Here is a 24,264-nt window from a genome sequence, read left to right as displayed (position 1 = left end):
CCTTCCCGGTCAGGTTCGGCGGGCGGGTGAGGACCGCTCGCGCGGAGGCAGGCCCTTCGACACGCCACCCGGGATCGATCAGAGCTGGCCGGGTGGTCGGCCGGCCAAGTAGCTTCTGGCTGTGTCGGAACGGGACGAGGTCATCGCCGGGCGGTATCGGCTGGTGGAGTTGGTCGGGCGCGGGGCGGCCGGGGTGGTCTGGCGGGCACGCGACGAGCGCCTGGGGCGGTCCGTCGCGGTCAAGCTCCTCAACGCGGCCGACTCCCCGAGCGCGGTCGAGCGGATCGTGCGGGAGGGTCGGGTCGCAGCACGGCTGCGGCACCCGCACGCCGTCACCGTGCACGACGTCGTGGAACACGGCGGCAAACCCTGCCTGGTGATGGAGTACCTGCCGTCGAAGACGCTGGCCGAGCTGGTCGACGAACGCGGTCCGCTGCCGGAGGAACTGGTCGCCGGCGTCGGCTGGCAGGTCGCGTCCGCGCTGACCGCGGCCCACGCCGACGGCATCGTGCACCGGGACGTCACGACGTTCAACATCCTCCTGGCCGAGGACGGCACCGCGAAGATCGCCGACTTCGGCATCGCGCGGGCGATCGGCGAGCACACCGTGACCGACGCCCGGGTGATCGTCGGCACGCCGGCGTTCCTCGCGCCGGAGGTGGCGGCGGGGCAGGAGGCGGTGTTCGCCTCCGACGTGTACGCCCTGGGCGCGACGCTCTACGCCGCGCTGGAGGGCCACCCGCCGTTCGGCACGACCGACAACCCGTACGCCCTGCTCCGCCGCATCGCCGACGGCGAAGTCGCCCCGATGCGCTTCCAGGGCCGGCTGGGCGACGTCCTGGAACGGGTGCTGCGCCGAGACCCCGCCGAACGGCCGACGATGGCCGAGCTGCACGGCCTCCTCGGCGCGGTGGTGGAAGGACGGCCGCTGCCCGGCGACCCCCAGCCCGGCACCTCGCAGAACGGCGACACCCGCCCGCTGCCCGCCCCGCGCCGCGTGCCGTGGCGACGGATCGCCCTCCTCGCCGGCGCCATCGTGCTGGTCGCGACCGGCATCGTGATCGGCAACTCCCTGGCCCGCACGGACTCGACCGGCAACGCCCAACCGGCCGTGGACGACACCACCACGACCATCACCGCTACGACAACGACGAGCGTCGCCGCCACCGTCACCACCACCAGCGCCTCCACCACCACCAGCGCAACAGCCACCAGCACCCCCACCACCAGCGCAACAGCGACCACCAGCACAACGGGAACCACCCCGCGCACCTGCACCGCCCGCTTCGAGATCACCAACTCCTGGCCGGGCGGCTACCAGGCCCACGTGGCCGTGCGCAACGCCAGTGGCCGCGCCCTCACCGGGTGGACCGTGACCTGGCCCCGCCCGAGGGACCACGCGATCAGCAACCTGTGGAACGGCACCCTCGCCCTCGGCGACACCTCGGTGACCGTCACCAACGCCGCCCACAACGGCAAGCTCGCCGCCGACGGCTCCACCACCTTCGGCTTCACCGCCAACGGCCCGTCCGTCCCGGACCCCGACCTGACCTGCACGTCCGACTGACCCAGGGCGCCGGGCCGACCGCAAAAGGGTGGTCAGACCGGCGCGGAGGCTGGTTTGCTCAACGTTCCGCGCCAGTCTGACCCAGCCGACCGAAGCCGACCTACCGTGTCGACACGCGTGCACACGGCCCGCCCGGACTACCCCGACGGGACGCTGCGTACACGTGCGGGCACACCGACCGCCAGGAAACGAATCCTCACCATGCCGCGCCCCGACGTCATCATCGAGACCCACCCCGTCGCCGACCGCGACAGCGGCCCGTACGCGATCACCACCGGCCCGGACGGCGCGCTCTGGTACACCCTGGTCCGGAGCAGCGGGATCGGGCGCCTGGCACCGGGCGGAACGCCGACCACCCACCTCCTCACCCCCGACAGCCGGCCGACCATCATCGTCACCGGTCCTGACGACGCGCTCTGGTTCACCGAGTACCAGAGCCACCGCATCGGCCGCATCACCACCGACGGCGAGATCACCGAGTTCACCCCACCCACCCCCGACTGCGGCCCTTACGGCATCACGCCAGGCCACGACGGCGCGCTGTGGTTCACCGAGATCAACGCCGACCGCATCGGCCGCGTCACCACCGGCGGCGAGATCACCGAGTTCCCGCTCCCGCTCACCGGCGCGTTCCCCTCGGCCATCACCGCCGGCCCCGACGGCGCGATGTGGTTCACGCTCAACCAGGCCAACGCCATCGGCCGGATCACCGTCGACGGCGCCGTCACCGTCCACCCGCTCCCCACGGACGCGGCCGGACCGGTCGGCCTCTGCGCGGGTCCGGACGACGCCCTCTGGTTCGTCGAGATCGCCGCGGGCCAGGTCGGCCGGATCACCACCGACGGCGAGGTCACCGAGTTCCCGCTGCCCGACCGCGCCTCGCGCCCGCACGCCATCGTCGCCGACGGCCGCGGCGACCTCTGGTTCACCGAGTGGGGCGCCAACCGCGTCGGCGTGATCACCACCGACGGCGCCGTCGAGTCGCACGCGCTCCCCGCGACCCACTCGGAACCCCACGGCCTCACCCCCGGCCCCGACGGCGCGCTGTGGATCGCCCTCGAAACCGGCGCGCTGGCCCGCGTCACCCGGACCTGACGGCTCTCACCCGTCCCGCTGGAGGGCCGCCAACCCGTGCAGCAACGGCACGTAGACGTCGTCCACCAACGACGCCACGGTCTCCTCGGTCACCGGGGCGCCGCAGGTCATCGACTCGTTGCGGATGAGGTCGAGCGGCAGCCGCCGCACCCGGTGCGGCACCTCGACCGGCGGCAGCTCGGCCCGGCTCACGGCCTTGTCGACGATGGTCCGCACGGCCTCGGTCAGCGGTGTCGGGTTGGCCAGGCGCTCACCCAGCAGCGCCGCCACCTCGGGGTGCCGGAACGCCTCACCCATCACTCCCGCGACCATCTCGTTCATCATCGAGTCGGCCCGGCGGGCGATGCGGTCGAACAGGGTGCGCAGGTCACCGCGCAACGTGCCGGTGTCGGGCGTCTCGGGTTCCACCGGCAGGTTGCGGAACCACGCAGCCAGCACCAGCTCCGCCCGACCGCCCCACCGGCGGTAGATGACCGGCTTGCTCGTGCCGGCCCGGGCGGCCACGGCCTCCATGGTGAGCCGCGCGTAGCCGACTTCGCGCAGCTCGTCCCACGCCGCGTCCAGGATGGCCTGCTCCAGCTGCGCCCCACGTCGACGCGACTTCGTCACCGTCACCCTGCTCCCTCACCGAACCTCGCCCAGCCCGTCACCGACGAGCCCCCTACCCACGAGCCCGTCACCATGAGTCCATGAACCCCGACCGGACGAAGCCTTTACCGAGCCTTTAGATACTTTGCGTTCCTTATCGCACGGGTCTACCTTTGCACATGCTAGACACGATCCGTTTCTTATGGGGGAACACCGTTGCTGAGCCGCTTGCTGCGTGCCCACCTGCGGCCGTACAGACGTGAACTGACGGTCGTGCTCGTGCTACAGCTGATCGGCACCGTCGCGTCGCTGTACCTGCCGAGCCTCAACGCCGACATCATCGACTTCGGCATCGCCGCCGGTGACACCGGCTACATCCTGTCCACCGGCGGCTGGATGGTCGGCGTGTCGATCATCCAGATCGCCTCCTCGATCGGCGCGGTCTACTACAGCGCCCGCGTGGCGATGAGCTTCGGCCGTGACGTCCGCGCGGCCGTCTTCCACCGCGTCGGCGAGTTCTCCGCGCGCGAGGTCGCCACGCTCGGCCCGTCGTCGCTGATCACCCGCACCACCAACGACGTGCAGCAGGTCCAGCTGCTCGTCGTGATGGGCTGCACGATGCTGGTCAACGCGCCGATCATGTGCGTGGCGGGCATCGTGATGGCGCTGCGCGAGGACGTCGGCCTGTCGTGGCTGCTCGTCGTCTGCGTGCCCGCGCTGGCGATCGCGGTCGGCCTGATCGTGATCCGCATGGTGCCGCAGTTCCGGCTGATGCAGGAGCGCATCGACGAGGTCAACCGCGTGCTGCGCGAGCAGCTGGCCGGCATCCGCGTGGTCCGGGCGTTCGTCCGGGAACGTGCCGAGACCCGGCGCTTCGCCGACGTCAACGGCGCGCTCACCGACACCGCGCTGCGCGTCGGCCGCCTCCAGGCGTTGATCTTCCCCGTGGTGATGCTGCTGCTCAACGCCTCCAGCGTCGCCGTGCTGTGGTTCGGCGCGTTCCGGGTGGACACCGGCGAGATGCAGATCGGCGCGCTGACGGCCTTCCTGAGCTACCTGATGCAGATCCTCATGGCGGTGATGTTCGCGACCTTCATCTCGATGATGATCCCGCGTGCCGCCGTGAGCGCCGAGCGGATCAACGAGGTGCTGGACACCGACTCGTCGGTCCTGCCGCCGAGCTCGCCGCTGCTCGAACTGCCGAGCCGGGTCTCGGTGGAGTTCCGCGGCGCGGAGTTCCGCTACCCCGGCGCGGACGAGCCGGTGCTGCGCGACATCAGCTTCCGCGCCGAGGCCGGTCACCGCACCGCGATCATCGGCAGCACGGGCACCGGCAAGACGACGCTGCTCAACCTCGTGCCGAGGCTGATCGACGTGACCGACGGCGGTGTGCTCGTCAACGGCGCCGACGTCCGCGAGATCGACACCGACGCGCTGTGCGCGCGCATCGGGCTGGTGCCGCAGCGGCCGTACCTGTTCACCGGCACGGTGGCGTCCAACCTCCGCTACGGCAGGCCGGACGCCACCGACGACGAGCTGTGGGAGGCGTTGGAGATCGCGCAGGCGCGCGACTTCGTGGAGGCCATGCCAGGCGGGCTCGACGCGGAGATCGCCCAGGGCGGCACGAACGTCTCCGGCGGCCAGCGGCAACGGCTCTCCATCGCCCGCGCGTTGGTGCGCAAACCGGACATCTACCTGTTCGACGACGCGTTCTCGGCGCTGGACCTGTCGACCGACGCACGGCTGCGTGCCGCGCTGCGACCGCACACGCGGCACGCCGTCGTGGTGGTCGTCGCCCAACGCGTGTCCACGATCCTGGACGCCGACCGGATCGTGGTGCTGGACGCCGGCACCGTGGTCGGCATCGGCACCCACCACGAACTGCTGGACTCCTGCCCCACCTACGTGGAGATCGTCGAGTCGCAGCTGACCTCGGAGCAGGCCGCATGAGCACCACGACCACCCCCCGTCCCGCGACCCCGCCACCGCCGCGGATGGGCGGCGGGATGCCCGGCATGGGCATGCCGATGGGCAAGGCGGAGAACTTCGGCCCGTCGGCGCGCCGACTCGTCCAGCGCATGCGGCGCGAGCGGATCGCGTTGCTGGCGGTCGTCGTGCTGGGCGTCATCAGCGTGGCGTTCGCCGTGGCCGGCCCGAAGATCCTGGGTCACGCCACCGACATCATCTTCGAGGGCGTCCTCGGCCGGATGCGCGGCACGTCGGACGCGGGCATCGACTTCGCCGCCCTCGCCACCGTCCTGATGTGGGTGATGGGCCTCTACCTGATCTCGTCGGCGTTCGGCTGGTGGCAGGGCCGCGTGCTGAACAACGTGGTGCAGCGCTTCGTGTTCCGGCTGCGCTCCGACGTCGAGGACAAGATCCACCGGCTGCCGCTGCGCTACTTCGACGGCCAACCTCGCGGCGAGCTGCTGTCCCGCGTCACCAACGACATCGACAACGTGTCGACGACGTTGCAGCAGACGCTGAGCCAGCTGCTGACGTCGTTGCTGACGGTCATCGGCGTGCTGGTGATGATGCTGACGATCTCGCCGCTGCTGACGCTGATCGCGTTGCTGCTGATCCCGATCTCCGTGGTGGCGACCGGGCGGATCCGCAAGCGGTCGCAGGCGTTGTTCGTGGCGCAGTGGAAGCACACCGGCGCGTTGAACGCGCACATCGAGGAGGCGTTCACCGGCCACCAGCTGGTCAAGGTCTTCGGTCGGCAGCGCGAGTCGGAGGCGGAGTTCAAGCGCCGCAACGACGAGCTGCTCGGCTCGGCGATGGGCGCGCAGTTCGTGTCCGGCCTGATCATGCCGATGATGATGTTCCTGTCGAACATCAGCTACGTGGCCGTGGCGGTGGTGGGCGGTCTGCGCATCACGTCCGGCTCGATGACGCTCGGCGAGGTGCAGGCGTTCATCCAGTACTCCCGCCAGTTCACCCAGCCGCTGACCCAGGTGGCGTCGATGGCGAACCTGATGCAGTCCGGCGTCGCGTCGGCCGAGCGGGTGTTCGAGCTGCTCGACGCCGAGGAGCAGGAGCCGGACCCGGCGGAGGCGTCGTTGCCCGCCGAACGCCGCGGCCGGGTGGAGTTCGAGCACGTGAGCTTCTCCTACCGGCCCGAGCAGCCGCTGATCGAGGACCTGTCGCTGGTGGCCGAGCCGGGGCAGACGGTGGCGATCGTGGGCCCGACCGGCGCGGGCAAGACCACGCTGGTGAACCTGATCATGCGGTTCTACGAGCTGGACGCGGGCCGCATCACGCTCGACGGGGTGGACATCACCGCGTTGAAGCGGGAGGACCTGCGGGCGCAGACCGGCATGGTGCTGCAGGACACCTGGCTGTTCGGCGGCACGATCCGCGACAACATCGCCTACGGCAACTCCTCGGCCACCGAGGAGGAGATCATCGCCGCGGCCCGCGCCACCTACGTGGACCGGTTCGTGCGCACGTTGCCGGACGGGTACGACACCGTCATCGACGAGGAGGCGACGAACGTCAGCGCCGGCGAGAAGCAGCTGCTGACCATCGCGCGGGCGTTCCTGGCCAACCCGTCGCTGCTCATCCTGGACGAGGCGACCAGTTCGGTGGACACCCGCACGGAGTCGTTGGTGCAGCACGCCATGGCGGCCCTGCGGTCGTCGCGGACGAGCTTCGTCATCGCCCACCGGCTGTCGACGATCCGGGACGCCGACGTGATCCTGGTGATGGAGTCCGGGCAGATCGTGGAACAGGGCAGCCACGACGAGCTGATGGCCGCCGAGGGCGCGTACCACCGCCTGTACGCGGCCCAGTTCGCCGCGGCCGTATGAGGCGACGCCTCGGCAGTGGCCACGTCCGGCCACTGCCGAGGCCCGCGGTCATCGCTCAGTCGGGGAACCCGCGGTCATCGCTCAGTCGAGGAAGTAGCCCAGGTTGCCCTCGGTGATCTGGCCTTCGCAGTTCGGGTCGGGCGACTCCATGTGGTCACCGCTGCCCCGCACCAAGCACCGGTAGATCGGGTGGCTGCCCGCCACGGCGCCGTCGTGGGCGTAGCCGAGCAGGCCGACGCGGGTCTGGCCCTCGCAGTTCACGTCGTAGGACGTGAAGTTGTCCCAGCCGATCACGCACCGGTACAGCGCGTGCGTGCCCGCGGCCTGGGCGGTCAGCAGGCGGCCCAGGGCGCCCTCGGTCACGTAGCCCGACGGGGCGCCGGTCACGGACGTGAGGTGGTCGCGACCGCCGTAGTAGCGGACCGCCGTGACGGTCGACGGGCCACCGGTCGTCGGGCCGGTGAAGAGCAGGCGGTTCGGCGAGCCCGCGCCCGGGTTGGTGATCTTGTTCGGCGTCGAGGCGTTGACGAGCGCGGCCTGCACGGTGGCCGGCGCGTCACCGGGGTGCGTGGCCAGGTACAGCGCCGCGGCGCCCGCGACGTGCGGTGCGGCCATCGAGGTGCCGCTGATGGTGTTGGTGGCGGCGTCGCCGGTGTGCCACGACGACGTGATGCTCTGACCTGGCGCGAAGACGTCGGTGCACGTGCCGTAGTTGGAGAACGACGCCCGCGCGTCGGTGTTCGTCGACGCGTTGACCGTGACCGCCTCGCGCACCAGCGCCGGGCTGAAGCCGCACGCGTCGGCGTTGGAGTTGCCGGACGCGAGGGCGTACGTGACGCCGGAGGCGATGGAGTTGCGCACGGCCGTCTCCAGGGGCGCGGTGGCCGCGGACGCGGTGGCGCCGAGGCTCATGTTCGCGACCGCGGGCTTGACGGCGTTCGCGGTCACCCACTCGACGCCGCTGATCACCTGGGCGAAGGTGCCGGAGCCCGCGCAGTTGAGCACGCGGACGGCGACCAGCTGCACGCCCTTGGCGACGCCGTAGTGGCTGCCGCCGACGGTGCCCGCCACGTGCGTGCCGTGACCGTTGCAGTCGGTGTTGGAGCCGTCCACGGCGTCGTAGCCCCACGACGCCCGGCCGCCGAACGTCGAGTGGCTGGTCCGGATGCCGGTGTCGAGGATGTACGCGCGCACGTTGGCCGCGGACGTGTCGTAGCTGTAGGAGGAGTTCAGCGGCAGGTCGCGCTGGTCGATGCGGTCGAGCCCCCACGAGGGCGGGTTCGGCTGCGTGTCGACCGCTTGGACCTGGCCGTCCTGGCTGACGGACCGCACCGCGGGGTCCGCGGCGAGTCTTCTGGCTTCCCGTTCGCTCGCGGCGACGGCGAAGCCGCGTAACGCGTGCCGCCACGTGGCCGTGACCGTGCCGCCGTGCTTGGCGGTGAGGTCGGCCGCCTGGGCGGCCACCCCGTCCCGCAGCACCACCAGGTAGTGCCCCGGCACGGCGGTGCCGGCGGCGGCGAGCCCGATGTCGCCTTCCGCCGCACCCGCCGGTGGCGCGCCGACCAGGAGACCGGCGGCGAGCGCCACCGCGCCCACCACCCCGTTCACAACGATCTTGCGCTTCATCGAAACCTCCGCAGGGTTGAGTTCCGACCACCGAGCGTGACACGCCGGTCACGGGTGCGGGGCGAGCCGGTGCGGCAGCCCGAAGGACGGCGGCGCGCGGTCGCGACCACGGGCGGCCGAAGGGCGTCCGCGCTCGTCGTCATCCGCAGTGCACGCCTGGTTCGAACGCCCGGTCCCGCGTGGCACGAATGGTCGTCGCGCGCGGCGCCGGGCGTCACGTCCGGCCGTCGAGGCCGAACCTCTCCGCGAACGCCGACAACTCCTCCCGCTGCTCACCGGGGTCCGCGCTGGTCGCGCTCACGACGACGCGCGTCACGCCCTGCTCGGCGAACGCCTCCGCCGTGTCCGTGGACATCTCGATGGAGCCCCACCGCGTGTAGTCCAACGCAGCCGGGTCACGACCGGCCTCGATCGCGGTCGAGCGCGCGAGGTCCCACTGGAGCGCGCGTTCGTCGGGCATGAGCATGCCGCCGGGGAAGTACCCGTCACCGCGGCGCCCGGCCCGACGCGCGGCGGCCCGGCTCGAACCGCCGACGTGGACGGGCAGGTGCCGGACCCCGAGCGGTTTCGGGAAGCTGCACAGGTCCTCGAAGGCGAAGAACTCGCCCGTGAAGCTCACGCCGTCCTCGCCGCCCTCCCACAACAACCGCACCACGTCGATCGCCTCGTCGGCACGACGGCCGCGGGTGCCGAAGTCCACCCCGACCGCCCGGGCCTCGCCGGGCAACGTGCCCAGACCCACGGTCAGCAACCGCATCCGGCCCTTCGACAGCACGTCGACGGTCGCCAGGCGCTTGGCCAGGACCACTGGGTGGTGGTACGGCAGCAGCAACGCACCCGTGCCGAGCAGGATTTGCCGGGTCGCCGCCGCGACGAACGCCAGGCAGTCGAGCGGGTCGGCGTAGGGCAGCGCCGGCGGGATCTCGTGCGCGCCGACCGCGGCGCCGGGGTACACCGCGATGTGCTCCGGCAGGTACAACGCCTCGAAGCCGCACTCCTCGGCGTGCCGGGCGTAGGCGACGAGCCGGTCGGGGTCCACGCCGAAGTGCGGCGTGCTGTAGCTGACGGCGAACTTCATCGGGCAGTCCTCATGGACCGCGACGCTAAGCCTTGACCGTGACGTCAACGCAAGCCGACCGCGCTCACCTCTCGTCGCCTCAGGTGCGCAGGATCGGCGGGTGCAGCACCGTGGCCGGGCCTCGGCGGTAGATGACGGCGGGACGCCCGCCGTTGCCACTGGTGCGCTTGCCGGTGGCCACCAGGAAACCGTCGACGCCGGTGACCTTGCGGTGGAAGTTGCGCGCGTCCAACTCCTCCGACCACACGATCTCGTAGACGCGCCGCAGCTCCGAGATCGTGAACTCGGGGTTGCAGAAGGCGGTGCCGAGCGTCGTGTACTCAAGCTTCGCGCGGGCCCGGTCGACCGCGTCGGCGATGATCTGGCCGTGGTCGAACGCGAGCCGCCGGCGGCGGCCGAGCACCCGGTCCACCGGCACCCACCGCGCCCGTTCGGCGTCACCGCCCGCGCTGGGCAGCGGCAGGTTCGGCACGATGGCCAGGTAGCAGACGGTGACCACCCTCATCCGCGGATCACGGCCCGGCGCGCCGTAGGTGCGCAACTGCTCCAGGTGCAGCCCGGCCGCGTCGAGCCCGGTCTCCTCGGCGAGTTCCCGCGCCGCCGCGACGTCGATGTCCTCGTCCTCAGTGGACAGGAACCCACCCGGCAGCGCGAGGCGCCCGCGGTAGGGCTCGACGCCCCGATTGACCAGCAGCACGTGCAGGCGTTCCGCGCGCACGGTGAGCACCGCGAGGTCGACGGCTATCGCCACCGTCGGGATCGTCCATGAGGCGCCCATCGCACCACCTTAACTTCTCGTCGTTGTGACGACAAATGGGCGGACGGCGGCGGAACCCCTGTCGGCCAACGGTGTGCAGACGACGTCGGGCACGGGGCACGGCGGTAACCGTCAGGTTGACGAAAATCGAGGGTCGGTCTTATCGTCAGACTGACGTCATGGTTCGGACCGCTGTACCGCCGGCGCCCACCGCCGGCCGGCCCCGCCCCGCCGACCGCGCCGTTTCCGCTGTCGTCACATGCGCGCCCGGCCAGTGAACGGAGCAGAGCAGATGATCGTGGTCCTCACGGCGTTGGAGGTCGAGCGCGCGGCCGTCGTCCAGCACCTCGCCGACGTGCGGCCGCACCGACATCCCACCGGGACGATCTTCGAACGCGGCGTGCTCGCCGGCCACCCCGACCACCACGTCGTGGTCGCCCTGACCGGCGCAGGCAACGGGGCCGCAGCCGTCATCACCGAACGGGCCCTCACCGAGTTCCAGCCGTCCGCCGTGCTGTTCGTGGGTGTCGCGGGCGGTCTGCGGGACTGGCTGCGCCTCGGGGACGTCGTCGTCGCCACCCGCGTGTACGGCTACCACGCGATGCGCAGCGAGGACGACGGCGACCACGCCCGACCCCGTGCGTACGAGACGGCGCACGCCCTCGAACAGACCGCCCGGGTGCTGGCGCACGGCGACGTGGCGCTCCGGGCTGCCCGCCGACCAGGAACCCCCGCAGGTCCACTTCGACCCGATCGCCTCGGGCGAGGTCGTGCTCAACACGAGGACGTCGGCGACCGCGCGGCACCTGAGCCACCACTTCAACGACGCGGTCGCCGTGGAGACGGAGAGCGCGGGCGTCGCGCAGTGCGGCCACCTGCACGGTTCGACACCGACCATCACGATCCGGGGGATCAGCGACTTCGCCGACGGCGCGAAGGACGTGGCCGACCGCGGGGGTTCGCAGGAGCTGGCGGCGCGCAACGCGGCGCTGTTCATGCGGGCGTTGATCGCCGAGCTGTCGTCCACCCGGAGCGCCCCGGTGCCGGACCGGGGACCGGGCGGCCCCTCGGTCAACAACACCGTGTCCGGCACGGCCAACTTCGCGATCCAGGCAGGTGTGATCAACGGCGGGATCTGGCTCAACGAACACCCCGCGCCGGACCCCGCCGCGCTGGAGAACCTCACGAGCGCGGTGGCGCGGGCGCACCGCACCGACCGGCTGACCGCGCAGGCGTTCACCCGCGCCATGCTCGACCTGGTCGACCTCCGCCGCCACGCGACCACCGCACCCGCCGACGCCGGACGCCTGCGGGCACTGCGAGGCGGGCTCGAGGACCTCTTCGCCGGTGATCCCGAACTGCTCGACCTGCTCGACGAGGTCTTCGGTGGTGCCTCGTGAGCCCGCAGGACGGCGCGGCAGAGGTCAAGAACACCGTCGACGGCGACAACAACCGCACCGTCCAGGTCGGTGTGGTCAACGGTGGCGCGGTCTTCCACGGCGATTCGACCGTGTACCAGTTCACCAAGGACGACCCGCCCGAGCGCAAGTACGAGGTCGCGCGCAACCACCTGGCCGGGGGTTCGCCGCGCGTCGCTGAGGGACTGATGGTCGAAGTGGTCCGAGCCGGCCTGATGAGCACCGAGGTCGCCTACCACTACGCCCTGGCCACGCTGAGCGAGCGCTCGATCAACCAACTCGGCTCGGCGCAGTTCGAGCAGATCAGGACCGCGTCCAACATCGCCGACCGGGGTCCGCGCGACCTCTGGCGTGCCGCCATCGACGTCATCCGCGACCTGATGACGTGCGTGACCGCGCAGGAGCACGAGCGCGAGCCTGACCGCGAGGCGCTCGACGACGTGCTCTCCCGGTTCAAGCTGCTGGCCACGGAGCGCCGCGAGGAGATCACGAGGCACCTCGGCATGATCATCGGCGGTGCGATGCAGGACCGGCTGGACCGCGACAACTCCGCGGCGATCGCCGAGGCCCGCGTCTCCCGCAACCGCTCCGAGCGGGCCTGGAAGTTCTTCGAGGCCACCCCCGCCGAACCGCGCCTGGTCACGCCGTACGAGGACGGCCGCGTGCCGCCGCGGACCTGGGTGAAAGCCGTGGTGGGCAGTCTCGTCCTGTTGGGCGGGCTCGTCCTGCCGGTGCACGCCGCCGGGCCCGAGGCGGCGGACGCGGTCGCGGCCTGGACCTCGCTGGTCGTCCTCGCGCACGGGACAGCCGTGTGGCTGGGAGCGCGGGTCGTGGCGTCGCGTCGGCTCAGGCGGCGGCTGGAGGTGGAGTACGGCGCGGGTCGCGTCCCGGACGAGGTGGACGACCTGAACCGGCTGGGCAGCACCCGGTTCCGCGTCGACATCCGCGCGCTGATCGAACAGGAGGTCGTCCGGCAACGCCCCAAGAACCACGTCAAGGGGCAGCGGTGGTGGAGCGACACCGAGCGCTGCGCGCACATGCTCTACCTACGACTCGTGCGCACGTACGGCTCCGTGATCCCGGACCAGGAGTACCGCGACGCCCACCGACGTGCACTCAAGCGCGAGATCAGCGCGTGGGCACTGCACTGGCTCATCAGGATGCACGTGGGCCGGTGGGCGGACCGGTGGTCCGCCGGACGCTTCTTCGGCTTCCGGAAGGTCACGCGCGCCGAGGTGGTGCAGGACCTGGCCGGGCTGCTGGGCGTCCTGATCGCGATCGGCGGCGTCGCGGGCGCCCACACCACACTGGGCGTCGTGTCGCCGTTGGGCCCGACCTCGATCGCGACGGTCGTCGGCGTCCTCGTGGGCGGCATCGGTGCGGCGGACCTGGTCGGCCGCCGGATGGCGGCGGCGCGCGAGCGCGCCGAGTGCCAGGCGCTGCTGGAGGACGAGCGGGCCGGGCGGAGGCGTTGGCTCGAGCAGCTCACCGACCGCCCGACGGACGCCGAGATGGCGCGGTGGTTCGACTTCGACAAGACCCACCTCAAGACCGTGGCCATGAAACGGGCCGGTCTGTACAACCGCGACGTCATCGCGCACGTCGTCCTCACCGAAGGGCTGCCCTGGGCCAAGCGCGCGCGGGTGATCTACGGACCGCCCCGCTACTCCGAGTACCTCGTGCTGGTCTTCCTGCTGACGGAGAACGGCGTGCGCGAGTTCCGGTTCGACCTGCAGTTCGAGAACGCCGCGGTGCGCAACGAGCAACGCGCCTCCTTCAGCTACGGCGCGCTGGTGCTGGTCGAGGTCAAGGAGGTGGGCGTGGAGTTCGCCGGCAAGGAGCGCAAGATCGTCATCCTGCGGGACAACGACGTCAAGACCCTGCCGGACTCGCGCCGCAGCACGGTGCACAGCCGGGCGCTGTGCCTGTCGCTGAAGAACAGCCGCGACATCAGCCTGCTGGTGGAGAACTTCGAGGAGCTCAGCGACAAGGAGGAGGAGAACAAGGAACAGCTGGAGGAGCTGGCCCTCGGAGCCTCCGGGATCACGTCGGCGCTGCGCATCCTGGAAGCCGTGGCGGTCGAGGGGCGCGGGTGGATCACCGAGGAACGCCGCAGGCGCGACCGGGGATTCGAGGACTGGAAGCGGGCGGAGGTGCTGGACCCGTCGATCCTGGACGCCGCGCCGCACGTCGACCCGCTCGCGCTCGGCCTCGACGAGACGCCGATCGTCGAGGACCCCTGGCTGGACGACGACCCGCCGTTCACGTCCCTCGACGACGACCTCTGACCGGGCGGGCCGTGCGCCCTGCCGTGCCGGGGGGGCACGACAGGGCGCGGTCGTCAGCCCACCAGCAGCAGGGGGGACGGGGTCGCCGCCTCCTCGGCCTCAGCGGGGAAGTCGTGCAGGTCGAGCGAGTCGGCCACACCCGCCTCGTGCAGGACCTGGCGGATCAACGGGGTCACGACGACGTGCAGCCGGACCCGGCGGTTCACCGACGCCAGCACCGCCGCGCCGGCCGTCGAGAAGAAGGAGACATCGCTCAGGTCCACCACCACGCCACCCGGACCTCCCGGCGCCGGGTCCAGGTGCTCCCGCAGCACCCGGACCGTTTCGGTGTCGACGCAGCCTCGCACCACCAGCACCGAGGCCGCCCCCCGCCGTTCGAACGACACGACCACGTCATCGTCACCGGCAATATGCAGACTCATTCCGCCCCTCACGGCAGTCCACCAGCGAATCGGATCACCGGCGGCCGCCGGCCTCGTACCGATTCCCTGCTTCGTCGACCGGCAAACCTCGATGGGCGGACTTTTCCCCGGCGCAGGGCGAGGGCCGCGGCGCGGCGGCCTCAGGTCAGCGTGATCGCGTACACCTCCACCCGCGGGTCGTTCGGCAAGGTCACGGAGTGCACCGCCTTGGCCGGGTCGAGCGGCAGGGAGAGGCCGAACAGGCGCACCGGCGGGCCGTCCACGCCCTGACCGGCCTTGATGCGGTGTGGCATCTCCAGCACCACCGTGCTGCCGGAGCCGGCCCAGTCGCCGACTGCCATCGGCGCCTCCGCCGTGCTGCCGTCGGCGTACCGGATGGTCACGGCCGTGGTCACCGGGCCGTTGTGCGACGCCGCCACGAGTCGCAGCGCGGAGTGCTCGCCGCCGGGCAGCAGCACCGCCTGCCCGCGTGCCTCCACGAAGTTCGCCGCCGTGCCGGACGCGTCCGGCGCCTGGTAGGTCACGCCGCCCAGCACCACCGGGCCGGGTGCGGGCAGCAGCGCGGCGTCGTAGCTCCAGCCCGAGCCGTCGAAGTCGCCCTGGTCGGACGCGGCGACCGTGGCCGTGCCGTCGTGGTTGAGCTCGCCGCCCAGGTCGACCGCGCACTGCGCGCCCGCCACCGCGCACGTCGCCGCCTTCCGGACCTCCACCACGGCCTCGCGCACCACGGTGTTCGGCCCCGCGACGGTGACCCGCACCGGGTAGCGGCCGATCGGCGTGCCGGCCGGCACCGTCACCACCACCTGCACCGACCGCTGGGTCGGCAACCGGCCCGACTTGATCAGCAGCTGCCCGGAGGTCGTCACCGACCAGCCGTCCGGCGCGGTCGCCGTGATGCCGACCGGCACCGTGCCGGGCGCCTGCACGAGCACGTCCAGGGTCAGCTCGACGGTCTGCGGCGCGTCCGAGGTCGGCACGACCGCCGACGCCTGCCGCAGCGACGCGTCCACGTGCCGCCGCCCGTCGGCCTGCGCGCGGTTGACCGACGGCGGCTCGGCACCGGCACCGGTGCCCCAGGACGACGGCGCGGTGCCGAGCCGGTGCGCCAACGTGCCGCCGCCGGCCACGGTGTCCCAGTCCAGCCACGTCTCGCGCACGTCCCGGCCGTTGAACGACACCTGCTGGACGTACCGGTTGGCGTCACTGGCGCCCGGCGCGGTGATGGTCAGCGTCTGCTGTCCCGTTCGGACGGTCGCGCCCGGGAACTGCGGGCTGGACAACGCGAGGAAGTCGCCGCCGCTCATCGTCGGGTACAGGCCGAGCGACGAGAACACGTACCAGGCCGACATCGTGCCCAGGTCGTCGTTGCCGGTCATGCCGTCCGGACCGGTGGTGAACAACGTCATCGCCGCGCGCACCACGGTCGCCGTCTTCGCGGGCGTGCCGGTGGACAGGTAGAAGTACGGCGCGAGCAGGTCGGGTTCGTTGTTCGGGTTGTACGTCGGCTTGCCGTAGTAGTCGTACGGCTGGGTGATCCAGTCCTCGCGCACGGTCCCGGCCGGGTCGGCGAGCAGCTTGTCGTAGGCGAAGAACGCGTCCAGCCGCTGCTCGGTCGCCCGCCGTCCACCCATCAGCTGCACCAGGCCGTTCGGGTCCTGCGGCACGAGCCACTGGTACTGGAACGCGCCGCCCTCGTGGAACTGGTGACCGGCGTCGACCGGGTTGTACGGCGTCACCCACGTGCCCTCGGCCGTGCGGGGCCGGAAGTGGCCGGTCGAGGCGTCCCACAGGTTGCGGTACCACTGCCCGCGCTCGGCGAACACACGCGCGTCGCCGTGCTTGCCCAGGCCGCGCGCCATGATGGCGAGCGAAGCGTCGGCCGCCGCGTACTCCAACGTGGCGGACGCCGGGTGCACGCAGTCGTTGTCGCCGCCCTTGTGCGCGCAGTCGACGCCGAGCTTCAGACCGGACGGGACGTAGCCGCGGTCGAGGTAGAACTCCACACCGGAGCGCCCGTTGTACGGCGAGTCCGCCGGCGGAACGCTGGTGGCGTTGCGCTTGAGCAGCTCGTACGCCTCTTCCTCGTGCCCGGCGAGCAGGCCCTTCGACCACGCCTCGACCAGGAACGGCGTCACCGGGTCACCGGTCATGATGTTGGTCTCGCTGTTGGCCAGCGCCCAGCGCGGCAGCCACCCGCCGTCCCGGCCGCTCGCGACCACCGACAGCGCCACGTCCCGGGCGACCTGGGGTTCCAGCAGCTCCAACAGCTGGTTCTGCGGCCGGTAGGTGTCCCACAACGACAGGTTCTGGTACGGCGTGAAGCCGTCCGCGACGTGCGGTCGGCCGTCGAAGCCCATGTACCGGCCGTCCACGTCACCGGCCAGGTTCGGGTGCAGCAACGAGTGGTAGAGCGCGGTGTAGAACGCGGTCCGCCGCTCCGGCGCGCCACCCTCGATCTTGATCGAGTCCAGCCGCTGCACCCACGCCCGGTGCGCCTCGGCCTTCGTCGCCTCGAAGTCGTAGGAGTCCCCGGTCTCGGCGGCGAGGTTCTTCCGCGCGCCGTCCATCCCGGTGTAGGACAGTCCGACCTTGAGCACCACGTCCCGGTCGGCCGTGGCGTCGAAGGTCACCCAGGCGCCGTTGCCGCCCTGGCCAGCCGCGTCCGGCACGCCCGGCGCCCGGGTCGTGCCGCGCCACGTGCCGAAGCTCGCGAACGGCCGGTCGAACCTGGCCGTGAAGTACACGGTGTGCTCGTCGTGCCCGGCGCAGAACCGCCCGGCCTTGATCCGGCCCTCGACGGTCCGGTCTCCGACGACGTGCACCTCGGAGTCCAGCACCTGCTGGTTGGCCTTGCCGGTGTTGAACAGGACGTTCGCCTGCGCGCCCGCCGGGAACGTGTGGCGCTGCCAGCCGGTGCGCGGCGTGGCGGTCAGCTCGGCGTTCACCCCGTAGCGGGACAGGCCGACGCGGTAGTAGCCCGGCCGCGCCTCCTCGTCGGCGTGCGAGTACTTCGACCGGTAACCGGCGGTGTCAACGTTGTCCACCGGACCGGTCGTGGGCATGACCGGCAGCTCGCCCGCGACGCCGCAGCCGACGCCGGACAGGTGCGTCTGGCTGAAGCCGTGGATCTCCTGCTGCTCGTAGTCGTAACCGCCCTGGCCACCGGTGTCCGGGCTGACCTGCACCATGCCGAACGGCAGGCTCGCGCCGGGGAACGTGTTGCCGAAGTTCTGCGTGCCGACGAACGGGTTCACCAGGGTGGTCGGGTCCACGTCGGCGGATGCGGCGGCGGTTGCCGCGATCGCCGGTGTCCCCCCGAGGGCCAGCACGGCGGCGAGCAGGAGCGTGTTGCCTCGTCTGAGCGGCATCGGCAGGAGGACCTCTCTGGGTGACAACGTTGTCAGGCGATCCGCGTGCCCGATCACCGGCTTCGACTCTCGCGCACCACTCCCCCCGCCGTCCAGCCCTGACCCACACCCTGACCGGTCAGGTTCCGGACCGCGAGGCGCGCGCACGGCGCCGGAGCCCGCTGCCGGGCGACGTCGTCGTCCTGGACCGAGCACGACAGGCAAGTCCCCACTTGCAGGTAAGCCGTCACTTGCCTATGGTGAGTCGTGGCGGAAGAACTCTTCAAGGCGCTGGCCGACCGCACCCGTCGGCGCATCCTCGACGAGCTGGTCGAACGGGACGGTCAGACCCTGTTCGAGATCTGCGCGCGACTGCTGACCAAGTACGACCTCGCGCTGACCAGGCAGGCGGTCAGCCAGCACCTGGCCGTGCTGGAGGCCGCGGGCCTGGTCCGGTCACGGCGCGAGGGCCGCTACAAGTTCCACGAGTTGAACACCGAACCGCTCGAGCTCATCGTGACGCGGTGGCTCAGGCCCGAAGCACCGGAGAGCACCCCATGAGGATCCACCTGTCCAGCGTCTTCGTCGACGACCAGGCCAAGGCCCTGAGCTTCTACACCGACGTGCTGGGCTTCGTGAAGAAGAACGACGTGCCGGTGGGCGAGGACCGCTGGCTGACCGTGGTCTCGCCCGACGATCCCGACGGCACCGAACTGCTGCTGGAGCCCAGCGGCCACCCCGCGGTGAAGCCGTACAAGGACGCGCTGGTCGCGGACGGCATCCCGGCCACCGCGTTCGCCGTGGACGACGTGCGCGCCGAGTTCGACCGGCTGCGCGGGCTCGGCGTGCGGTTCACCCAGGAGCCCTTGGAGATGGGCCCGGTCGTCACCGCGGTGCTGGACGACACCTGCGGCAACCTGATCCAGATCGCCCAGTACAAGTAGCCCGGCGGGCGACCACCGCCCACCTCGGACCACGCGACACCGGCCGGCGCTCCTCGACCGGCCGGTGTCGCAGCCGACCACTTCCAGGGGGAGAGCATGACCGAGTACCGCGACTACGCGGCGAGGCAGAGGTTCCGCTCCGACGTCACCCCGTCGCCGGACGGCCGCCTGCTGCTCACCTCCGGCAAGCAGAGCCTCGCCGACACCGACCTCGACCTGGTCGACCCGCACGAGCCGGACGCGCCACCGCGGGTCGTGACCGGGCACGAGGGCGACCGGACGCACGTCGCCGGGCCGAGGTCGTCGCGCCCGACCTGGTCACGATGACCCGCTCGGCGCCCGTGACGTGGCACGCCGACATGGCCCGCCCGGTGGGCGACGCGGACACCGAGGCGGACTTCCTCCCGGCACTCTCGCCGATCAGGTACGCCGACGCGATCACCGCGCCGCTGTGCGTGGTCCAAGGCGCCAACGACCCGCGCGTGGTGAAGGCGGAGAGCGACCAGGTCGTGGCCGCCCTGCGGGAACGCGGTGTCGACGTGCGGTACGACGTGTACGACGAGGGACACGGCTTCACCAACCGGGAGAACGAGATCCGGGCCCACTCCGACACGGCCGCGTTCCCGCTCGCCCACCTCGTCGACGCTTCCGCGGGCCGGCCGACATGACGACGCGCGGCCTGCTGCTGCTGGACGTGGACGGACCGCTGAACCCGTACGCCGCGAATCCACACCGCCGCCCCGACGGCTACCGGACGTTCAGGCACACCCGGCGCGGTACCTGGCACGCGGGCCGTGACGCTCGCCGGCACAAGGGGCTGCGGGTGTGGCTGAACCCCGAGCACGGCGCCCTGCTGCGCGCGCTGGCCGACGACACCGGCCTGGAGCTGGTGTGGGCCACGACGTGGATGCAGTTGGCGAACACGCTCGTCGCGCCCGCCATCGGGCTGCCCGCGTTGCCGGTGATCGAGTTCGCGGAGTTCGACCACGACGCCGGGTGGTCGCCCGGCGGGAGCTGGAAGTGGCGGGCCGTCGCGGATTTCGCCGGCGGGCGGCCGTTGGCGTGGCTGGACGACGAGCACGACGTGGGGTACGACGAGGCTCGGGCGTGGTTCGACCGGCAACGGGCGGGCGTGCCGACCAACCTGTGCCACGTCGACCCCCGCCGCGGGCTGCGGCCGGAGCACCTGGACGACGTCCGGGCCTGGGCCGCGACCATCCGGTAAGTCCACAGTGGACAGCAGGTGGACCGCTCCGCCGGACGGTAGCCTGGGTGGCCGGGACACGACGGGCAGGAAGGGGTTGACGTGCCGGGACTTCGGCGAGTCGCGCTGGTCGGGGCACTGCTGACGGCGCTCGGAGCGTGCGCCGGAGCGCCCACGACTCCACCGACGACGGAGCCGACCACCACCAGCAGCACGCCGCCCGGCGACCGCGTGTACGTGTCCTTGGGCGACTCCTACGCCACGGGCTACCGCCCGCCGAACGCGCCCGCCGGCGGTGCCGGCTTCGCCTACCTCGTCGCCGGGCGGTCGGACCTGCGGTTGATCAACCTCGCGTGCAGCGGCGCCACGTCCGCGCAGCTGCGCGCCGAGCCCGGCTGCGCGCCCGGCAACCGGGGCCCCGGCGCGCCGGACCCCGCCGGCCGCACCCAGCTCGACGCGGCCGTGCAGGCGCTGCGCGAGCACCAGGGACGCATCGGCCTGGTGACCGTGGTGATCGGCGGCAACGACCTGGCGCCGTGCGCACGGGCGCAGGACGCGTTGGCGTGCGCGTCCCACGCGGTGGCCGCCGTCCGGACCAACCTGGCCGCCACGCTGCCCGCCCTGCGCGAAGCCGCCGGCGACACCCCGATCGTGGGCCTGACCTACCCGGACGTGTTCCTCGGCGCGTGGGTCTCCCCCGCGTTCCCGAACGGCCAGGACCTCGCCCGCCTGTCGGTGTCGCTGTTCCGCGACTTCTTCAACGCCGCCCTCAAGTCCGAGTACGAGAAGGTGGGCGCGGAGTTCGTCGACGTCACCGCCACGACCGGCGGCTACGGCCCGTTGACGGAGACCACCCAGGACCCCGTCTACGGCCCGATACCGACCCCGGTGGCGAAGGTGTGCGAGCTGACGTACTTCTGCGAGCAGACCGACGTGCACCCCACGCCCGCCGGCCACGAGGCGATCGCCACCGCCGTGCTCGCCGCCCGTTAGGGCTGACGTCCGCCGAACGCGGCGCGCACCCGCCGACCGGCCAACCGGACCGGCTCGACCACCGACCCGCGCACCCACCGCGCCGGAGCGACCACGACGGCGCGCCGGACGTGCCTGATCGCCCGGCCGACGGGCGCCAACACCACCCGGTGGACCCACCGGGCCGGCGGCACGACCACCGCGCGGAACACCCGTCCCAGCAGCCGCCAAGCCCACACCAGGGCGTCCCCGACGACCCGCCCCACCAGGCGGAACGCCCAGATCAGCGCTCGCGCGAGAAGCCGCACCAGCCACCAGAGAGCCCGTGCGCCCCGCACGACCACGTCCCGCCACAGCCACCGCGCAGGCCCCACGACGAGCGTCCGCCAACACCACGCCAGCGGCCTGCGCACCACCACCCGCAGCACCCACCCGACCGCGGCGGCGGCCCAGCGCACGAAGTCCTCGACGGCCACGTCCGCCGTCCGCAACCACCGACCGACGGGCGCGAACACCCGGGCCAGGCCACGACCGACGGGCCGCAGCACGAACCGCGCCAGCGCCCGGAACACCCACCGCACCCCGGCGCCCACGACCGCGAGCACCCGGTCCACCACCTCGAAGACGGCCCAAAGCACCACCCCGAGCGGCCTGGCCACGTACCGCACGAGCAGCCCGCCGACCCACCGCAGCGCGGCGCCGACCGCACCCGCCACCCACCGCAGCCCGGCGCCGAGCGGCACGAGGACCCACCGCCACACCCACCGGCCCACCGCGCGGACGACCGCCCAGACCCACCTCGCCACCGCCGCCAACGGACGCAGCACGAACCGCCGCACGACCCGGCCGACGACCTTGAGCCACTCCCAAGCCAACCGCACCGGCACCACGATCACCACGGCGACGGCACGCGCCACCCACAGCGCCCAACGCGGCGGCTGAGGCTGCTCGTCGATCTCGTTCCCCCCGTTCACGCCCACTTGAACGCGCCACTGCGGCGCGCGGTGCCGTCTCACCCCTCAGAACACGAACGGTCGTCACCGGTGCGCCGTCCGTCACGGACCTCGACGTGCCATTGCCCGGCGTTCGATCGGCTGAAGAGATCGCGACACGAACCCGACGACCGGCCCGGGCTCCTCACGGCTGCCCGACACAGCACTGCCATGCCGGCGCGCACCCACCCGTTCCCCAGGCCGGCCCCGTCTGGCAACGCGGAGGCGGCGCGGTGAGGGTGTGCCGCGCCGCCTCGACCACCGGTTCAGCCCCAGGCGCCCGCCACCTGCTTCGTGGCCGCGTTGAGGCGGTTCCACACGTTCACCGCGGCGATGGCGACCAGCAGGGCCGAGAGCTCCTGCTCGTCGTAGTGCTTCGCGGCCTCCTGCCAGACCTCGTCCGACACCGGCTCGGGCCGGTCGGACAGCCTGGTCACGGCCTCGGCCAGCGCCAGCGCCGCCCGCTCCGCCTCCGAGTAGTACGGCGTGTCCCGCCACGCGCCGACCGCGAAGATCCGCTCGTCGGACTCACCCTGCTTCCGCAGGGCCTTCCCGTGCATGTCGACGCACACGCCGCACCCGTTGATCTGCGACGCCCGCAGGTTGACCAGCTCCAGCAGCGACTCCGGCAGCCCGGCCCGCCTGGCGGTCTCCCCCAACGCGAGCAGCGCCTTCATCGTGCCGGGCAACGTCGCGGCGGGGTGGTTCATCCGTGCTTCCATGGTCGTTCGCTCTCCTGTCGCATCGTGCTCGTTCGCTCCGTCACCTCCCTGACGGGTGGAACGCCGAGGATGTGACCGCGATCGACGACGACCTCGCCGCTCGCCGCCCCAGCGAGCACCTCAGGCGCCCTGGCATCCACTGTGGACGGGGTCGCCACAGGACATCGCCGGCACGGCCCGGTGCGGTTGCGGGTGACAGCGGGCTGTGGTCCTCTGGGCGGCGAGTTCGGCGCGGAGAGAGTGGACGAAGCCGGTGGATGATGTGCCCCTGGTCGTCTGGTGGCTGACGATCGCCGCGATCGCCGGCCTGCTGCTGTTCGACTTCGTGGTGCACGTGCGCAAGGCGCACGCGCCGAGCCTGCGCGAGGCGGGACTGTGGTCGGCCCTCTACGTGGGGATCGCGATCCTCTTCGGGATCGGGGTGTTCGTCCTCGGCGGCTCCACGATGGGCACGGAGTACTTCGCCGGGTACGTGACGGAGAAGGCCCTGTCGGTCGACAACCTCTTCGTCTTCCTGATCATCATGTCCAGCTTCAAGGTGCCCCGTGCCGACCAGCAGAAGGTCCTGCTGTTCGGGATCGTCTTCTCGCTGATCGCGCGCGGCGGCTTCATCCTGCTCGGCGCCGCGCTCATCAACCTGTTCGCCTGGGTCTTCTACCTCTTCGGTGTGATCCTGCTGGTCACCGCGGGCAACCTGCTCAAGCCGGAAGGCGAGGACAGCCACTCGGCGGACAACGTCGTGATCCGGATCGCCAGGAAGCTGTTCCACACCACCGACACCTACGACGGCGACCGGCTGTTCACCGTCGTGGACGGCCGGCGGGCCATGACGCCGATGCTGCTGGTGATGGTCGCCATCGGCGGCACGGACATCCTGTTCGCGCTGGACTCCATCCCGGCCATCTTCGGGCTGACGCAGAACGTCTACCTGGTGTTCACCGCCACCGCGTTCTCTCTGCTGGGGCTGCGCCAGCTGTACTTCCTCATCGACGGGCTGCTGAACCGGCTGGTCTACCTGGCGTACGGGCTGGCGGTGATCCTCGGGTTCATCGGCGTGAAGCTCATCCTGCACGCCCTGCACGAGAACAACGTGCCGTTCATCAACAACGGGCAGCCGGTGCAGGTGGTGGAGATCAGCACCGGGCTGTCCCTGAGCGTGATCATCGGCGTCCTGCTCGTCACCGTCGTCGCGTCCATGACCAGCCAGTGGGGCAGGGCGCAGAACGTGATCGCCTCCGCCCGCCGTCACGCCGTCGAGTACCTCGACATCGAGACTGACCCCGCCCGCCGCGCGGAGGTCTTCAACGCGCTGCTCGCCGAGGAGGCGACGCTCAAGCAGCTCCCGGAGAAGTACCGGGCCCGGATCCGGGAAGAGGAGAAGCTGATGGCCTTGCTCAAGCGTGCTCACGAGGCGCACGCCAGGACCTAGTGC

General features: G+C 71.7%; 21 protein-coding genes and 1 pseudogene. 14 read left to right on the top strand and 8 right to left on the bottom strand.

Translation table 11 applies throughout. The features are described 5' to 3' along the window. Window positions 1-121: 121 nt before the first annotated feature. Both AB0H12_RS24500 and AB0H12_RS24495 read left to right on the top strand, forming a co-directional pair. On the top strand, window positions 122-1,567 hold the full coding sequence (locus AB0H12_RS24500; RefSeq protein WP_499625562.1) for a protein kinase domain-containing protein: 1,446 nt from the start codon (window positions 122-124) through the stop codon (window positions 1,565-1,567). 201 nt (window positions 1,568-1,768) lie between these two features. Beyond that, window positions 1,769-2,662 carry a Vgb family protein gene (locus AB0H12_RS24495; RefSeq protein WP_499625561.1) on the top strand — a complete coding sequence of 298 codons (894 nt, stop codon included), beginning with the start codon at window positions 1,769-1,771 and terminating at the stop codon, window positions 2,660-2,662. Window positions 2,663-2,668: 6 nt separating this feature from the next. On the opposite strand, the gene AB0H12_RS24490 is transcribed toward AB0H12_RS24495, so the two are convergent. Then, window positions 2,669-3,277, bottom strand: a complete 609-nt coding sequence (locus AB0H12_RS24490; protein ID WP_499625560.1) for a TetR/AcrR family transcriptional regulator — start codon at window positions 3,275-3,277, stop codon at window positions 2,669-2,671. Window positions 3,278-3,466: 189 nt separating this feature from the next. Here AB0H12_RS24490 and AB0H12_RS24485 point away from each other — a divergent pair, with 189 nt between their 5' ends. Next, entirely contained in the window at window positions 3,467-5,200 is a 1,734-nt protein-coding gene (locus AB0H12_RS24485) for an ABC transporter ATP-binding protein (protein WP_499625558.1), read from the top strand. Continuing rightward, a complete protein-coding gene (locus AB0H12_RS24480; protein ID WP_499625556.1) occupies window positions 5,197-7,062 on the top strand; it encodes an ABC transporter ATP-binding protein in 1,866 nt (621 codons plus the stop codon). The genes AB0H12_RS24485 and AB0H12_RS24480 overlap by 4 nt, the downstream gene beginning before the upstream one ends. A gap of 81 nt (window positions 7,063-7,143) precedes the next feature. On the opposite strand, the gene AB0H12_RS24475 is transcribed toward AB0H12_RS24480, so the two are convergent. From AB0H12_RS24475 to AB0H12_RS24465, 3 genes are all read right to left on the bottom strand, one after another. Continuing rightward, window positions 7,144-8,688, bottom strand: a complete 1,545-nt coding sequence (locus AB0H12_RS24475) for a S8 family peptidase (protein ID WP_499625555.1) — start codon at window positions 8,686-8,688, stop codon at window positions 7,144-7,146. A gap of 214 nt (window positions 8,689-8,902) precedes the next feature. Continuing rightward, window positions 8,903-9,766 (bottom strand): TIGR03619 family F420-dependent LLM class oxidoreductase, encoded by an 864-nt coding sequence (locus tag AB0H12_RS24470; protein WP_499625553.1) that lies wholly within the window; start codon window positions 9,764-9,766, stop codon window positions 8,903-8,905. A 79-nt stretch (window positions 9,767-9,845) separates the two neighbouring features. Next, the gene (locus tag AB0H12_RS24465; protein ID WP_499625551.1) at window positions 9,846-10,544 is read right to left on the bottom strand and encodes an NUDIX hydrolase; all 699 of its coding nucleotides are present in this window, start codon (window positions 10,542-10,544) and stop codon (window positions 9,846-9,848) included. Window positions 10,545-10,782: 238 nt separating this feature from the next. Here AB0H12_RS24465 and AB0H12_RS24460 point away from each other — a divergent pair. From AB0H12_RS24460 to AB0H12_RS24450, 3 genes and pseudogenes are all read left to right on the top strand, one after another. After that, window positions 10,783-11,142, top strand: a pseudogene (locus tag AB0H12_RS24460) (phosphorylase family protein); the annotation flags it as partial. Window positions 11,143-11,161: 19 nt separating this feature from the next. Further along, a complete protein-coding gene (locus AB0H12_RS24455; protein WP_499625550.1) occupies window positions 11,162-11,923 on the top strand; it encodes a 5'-methylthioadenosine/S-adenosylhomocysteine nucleosidase family protein in 762 nt (253 codons plus the stop codon). After that, window positions 11,920-14,229, top strand: a complete 2,310-nt coding sequence (locus AB0H12_RS24450) for a hypothetical protein (RefSeq protein ID WP_499625548.1) — start codon at window positions 11,920-11,922, stop codon at window positions 14,227-14,229. The genes AB0H12_RS24455 and AB0H12_RS24450 overlap by 4 nt, the downstream gene beginning before the upstream one ends. Before the next feature lie 53 nt (window positions 14,230-14,282). Here the strand turns inward: AB0H12_RS24450 and AB0H12_RS24445 are convergent, their stop codons facing one another. Then, a complete protein-coding gene (locus AB0H12_RS24445) occupies window positions 14,283-14,651 on the bottom strand; it encodes an STAS domain-containing protein (protein ID WP_230565333.1) in 369 nt (122 codons plus the stop codon). A gap of 140 nt (window positions 14,652-14,791) precedes the next feature. After that, entirely contained in the window at window positions 14,792-18,019 is a 3,228-nt protein-coding gene (locus AB0H12_RS24440) for a GH92 family glycosyl hydrolase (RefSeq protein WP_499625546.1), read from the bottom strand. 246 nt (window positions 18,020-18,265) lie between these two features. On the opposite strand from AB0H12_RS24440, the gene AB0H12_RS24435 reads away from it, so the two are divergent. The 6 genes from AB0H12_RS24435 (at window position 18,266) to AB0H12_RS24410 (ending at window position 21,139) form a co-directional block, all read left to right on the top strand. Further along, window positions 18,266-18,559: an ArsR/SmtB family transcription factor gene (locus AB0H12_RS24435; RefSeq protein ID WP_499625544.1), complete on the top strand. Its 294-nt coding sequence runs from the start codon at window positions 18,266-18,268 to the stop codon at window positions 18,557-18,559. Beyond that, complete coding sequence (locus AB0H12_RS24430; protein WP_499625543.1) at window positions 18,556-18,942, top strand: VOC family protein; 387 nt, start codon at window positions 18,556-18,558, stop codon at window positions 18,940-18,942. Before AB0H12_RS24435 ends, AB0H12_RS24430 begins: the two co-directional genes overlap by 4 nt. Window positions 18,943-19,038: 96 nt before the next feature. Further along, window positions 19,039-19,269, top strand: a complete 231-nt coding sequence (locus AB0H12_RS24425) for a hypothetical protein (RefSeq protein ID WP_499625541.1) — start codon at window positions 19,039-19,041, stop codon at window positions 19,267-19,269. After that, the gene (locus tag AB0H12_RS24420; protein ID WP_499625540.1) at window positions 19,266-19,610 is read left to right on the top strand and encodes an alpha/beta hydrolase family protein; all 345 of its coding nucleotides are present in this window, start codon (window positions 19,266-19,268) and stop codon (window positions 19,608-19,610) included. The genes AB0H12_RS24425 and AB0H12_RS24420 overlap by 4 nt, the downstream gene beginning before the upstream one ends. Then, a complete protein-coding gene (locus tag AB0H12_RS24415) occupies window positions 19,607-20,167 on the top strand; it encodes an HAD domain-containing protein (RefSeq protein ID WP_499625539.1) in 561 nt (186 codons plus the stop codon). The genes AB0H12_RS24420 and AB0H12_RS24415 overlap by 4 nt, the downstream gene beginning before the upstream one ends. Before the next feature lie 81 nt (window positions 20,168-20,248). Next, window positions 20,249-21,139, top strand: a complete 891-nt coding sequence (locus AB0H12_RS24410; protein WP_499625538.1) for a GDSL-type esterase/lipase family protein — start codon at window positions 20,249-20,251, stop codon at window positions 21,137-21,139. Here AB0H12_RS24410 and AB0H12_RS24405 read toward each other — a convergent pair. Then, a complete protein-coding gene (locus tag AB0H12_RS24405) occupies window positions 21,136-22,092 on the bottom strand; it encodes a hypothetical protein (protein WP_499625536.1) in 957 nt (318 codons plus the stop codon). The genes AB0H12_RS24410 and AB0H12_RS24405 overlap by 4 nt on opposite strands. 284 nt (window positions 22,093-22,376) lie before the next feature. Then, window positions 22,377-22,832: a carboxymuconolactone decarboxylase family protein gene (locus tag AB0H12_RS24400; protein ID WP_499625534.1), complete on the bottom strand. Its 456-nt coding sequence runs from the start codon at window positions 22,830-22,832 to the stop codon at window positions 22,377-22,379. A gap of 253 nt (window positions 22,833-23,085) precedes the next feature. Here AB0H12_RS24400 and AB0H12_RS24395 point away from each other — a divergent pair, with 253 nt between their 5' ends. Next, a complete protein-coding gene (locus AB0H12_RS24395; RefSeq protein WP_499625532.1) occupies window positions 23,086-24,261 on the top strand; it encodes a TerC family protein in 1,176 nt (391 codons plus the stop codon). The last annotated feature ends 3 nt before the right edge of the window (window positions 24,262-24,264 follow it).

Origin of the sequence: Actinosynnema sp. NPDC023794 (assembly GCF_040639675.1) — a bacterium.
Lineage (GTDB): Bacteria > Actinomycetota > Actinomycetes > Mycobacteriales > Pseudonocardiaceae > Actinosynnema > Actinosynnema luteola.
Note: the sequence above shows the minus strand (reverse complement) of the source record. Positions and strands in the feature narration are given on the sequence as shown.

Bases quoted from the DNA above. Each gene is read 5' to 3' on its own strand.
- AB0H12_RS24495 (WP_499625561.1), top strand. From the start codon at position 1,769: ATGCCGCGCCCCGACGTCATCATCGAGACCCACCCCGTCGCCGACCGC.
- AB0H12_RS24480 (WP_499625556.1), top strand. From the start codon at position 5,197: ATGAGCACCACGACCACCCCCCGTCCCGCGACCCCGCCACCGCCGCGG.
- AB0H12_RS24475 (WP_499625555.1), bottom strand. From the start codon at position 8,688: ATGAAGCGCAAGATCGTTGTGAACGGGGTGGTGGGCGCGGTGGCGCTC.
- AB0H12_RS24470 (WP_499625553.1), bottom strand. From the start codon at position 9,766: ATGAAGTTCGCCGTCAGCTACAGCACGCCGCACTTCGGCGTGGACCCC.
- AB0H12_RS24465 (WP_499625551.1), bottom strand. From the start codon at position 10,544: ATGGGCGCCTCATGGACGATCCCGACGGTGGCGATAGCCGTCGACCTC.
- AB0H12_RS24445 (WP_230565333.1), bottom strand. From the start codon at position 14,651: ATGAGTCTGCATATTGCCGGTGACGATGACGTGGTCGTGTCGTTCGAA.
- AB0H12_RS24440 (WP_499625546.1), bottom strand. From the start codon at position 18,019: ATGCCGCTCAGACGAGGCAACACGCTCCTGCTCGCCGCCGTGCTGGCC.
- AB0H12_RS24430 (WP_499625543.1), top strand. From the start codon at position 18,556: ATGAGGATCCACCTGTCCAGCGTCTTCGTCGACGACCAGGCCAAGGCC.
- AB0H12_RS24425 (WP_499625541.1), top strand. From the start codon at position 19,039: ATGACCGAGTACCGCGACTACGCGGCGAGGCAGAGGTTCCGCTCCGAC.
- AB0H12_RS24420 (WP_499625540.1), top strand. From the start codon at position 19,266: ATGACCCGCTCGGCGCCCGTGACGTGGCACGCCGACATGGCCCGCCCG.
- AB0H12_RS24415 (WP_499625539.1), top strand. From the start codon at position 19,607: ATGACGACGCGCGGCCTGCTGCTGCTGGACGTGGACGGACCGCTGAAC.
- AB0H12_RS24400 (WP_499625534.1), bottom strand. From the start codon at position 22,832: ATGGAAGCACGGATGAACCACCCCGCCGCGACGTTGCCCGGCACGATG.